Source organism: Nitrospirota bacterium (assembly GCA_040754395.1).
In the GTDB taxonomy this organism is placed as follows: domain Bacteria; phylum Nitrospirota; class Thermodesulfovibrionia; order Thermodesulfovibrionales; family SM23-35; genus JBFMCL01.
The window spans coordinates 1-1326 of sequence record JBFMCL010000067.1 but is presented as its reverse complement, the minus strand read 5'-3'; the positions used below and the strand labels follow the sequence as shown (position 1 = coordinate 1326).

Below are 1326 nucleotides of genomic sequence, written 5' to 3'. Positions count from 1 at the left end.
CAGGCTGCTGAAAAATTCATAAAAAATGATGAAACGTGATCCATTGCTGGAAAAGATCCCTTTAGCAGGAAGGCGCAACCCTTCGTTTGAAGGTCTGCATCGACTTTTTTCGATGCCTTTGACTTCGTTTCCAGTCTCTTTGCCGAGTTCACGCAGCCAGCAACCTCGACATTCGCATAAGATTGTAAGCTGCTCCGGCCAGCATTGCCTGCAACTCCGTTCGTGCTCTGCCCCGGAACCGGCTCTTTCTCAGTCCTCCGACTGTCTTAAGCCAGCCAAAGATTTCCTCGATTTTCTTTCTGATTCTCTGGCTAACTTTGTATCCTTCATGACGGGTTGTTCGTCCGTCGATCGCAGAGCCACCCCTGCGCTCAATATTGGCAGCTACATGCGGCGTGACTTTCTGAATCCTCATTTCTTTGACAAACTCTTTGGTGTCATATCCCTTATCCGCTCCAACTGTTTTAACAGGAACGCCTTGTTTTTTGAGTTTCTTTATCAGGCCCTCAGCCTCAGTGCGCTCAGCACGATTTCCGGCAAGACTGACGGCAAGGTCTACCAAAAAGCCATTTCTGTTTTCCATCAGTGCATGAGCACCATAGCTCAATTTGGCTCCCTGGCCGCTGCTCTTCTTCATCAGGCGACTCTCCGGATCAGTCGTGCTCTGATGAGTATCATTGCTACGCTTTTCTCCGCGGAAATTTACTGTTGGATTGCCGGGGTCATCGTCAGTCCGGGGACAATCCTTTCCAGATTCTTCTTTGGGACGAAAACTCTTCATGCTGGCCCATGCTTCAATCAGGGTCCCATCAACGCTGAAATGTTCTTCGCTCAACAACTCTGCCTTTCGAGCGCGCCGCACAATTGCCTGAAAAAACCGGTGGGCTACTTTGTGCTCCAGAAGCCTATCCCGGTTCTTGGTAAATGTAGTGGCATCAATAGAGGTTTCTTCCATATTCATATCCAGAAACCAGCGAAACAGGATGTTATAGTCGAGCATCTCACAGAACTGTCTGTCAGATCGAACAGAAAACAGGGCTATCAGTATCTGAGCCTTCAACAGACGCTCCGGTGGTATCGAAGGACGGCCAACTTTGCTGTACATGCGGTCAAATATCCTCGTCATACGCTTCAAAACGGCATCCGCTTGTTCCTTGATTGCCCTGATAGGATGATTCTGGGGAACACGCTGTTCCGGAGAAAGATAGCTGAACATAAAGCCTTGCAGATCGTTGATGCCTCTCATCATGCCTCCTGTGACGATGTCGTTCATCAACTATACCGTATGCTCATAAACATTGGAAGGGTTTTTCAGCAGCCTGTTAA

General features: G+C 48.6%; 1 protein-coding gene. It reads right to left on the bottom strand.

What is annotated here, in order from left to right; all coding sequences use genetic code 11:
* Positions 1 to 148 precede the first annotated feature (148 nt).
* On the bottom strand, positions 149 to 1246 hold the full coding sequence (locus AB1552_14450) for an IS5 family transposase (protein ID MEW6054958.1): 1098 nt from the start codon (positions 1244 to 1246) through the stop codon (positions 149 to 151).
* Positions 1247 to 1326: the final 80 nt, after the last annotated feature.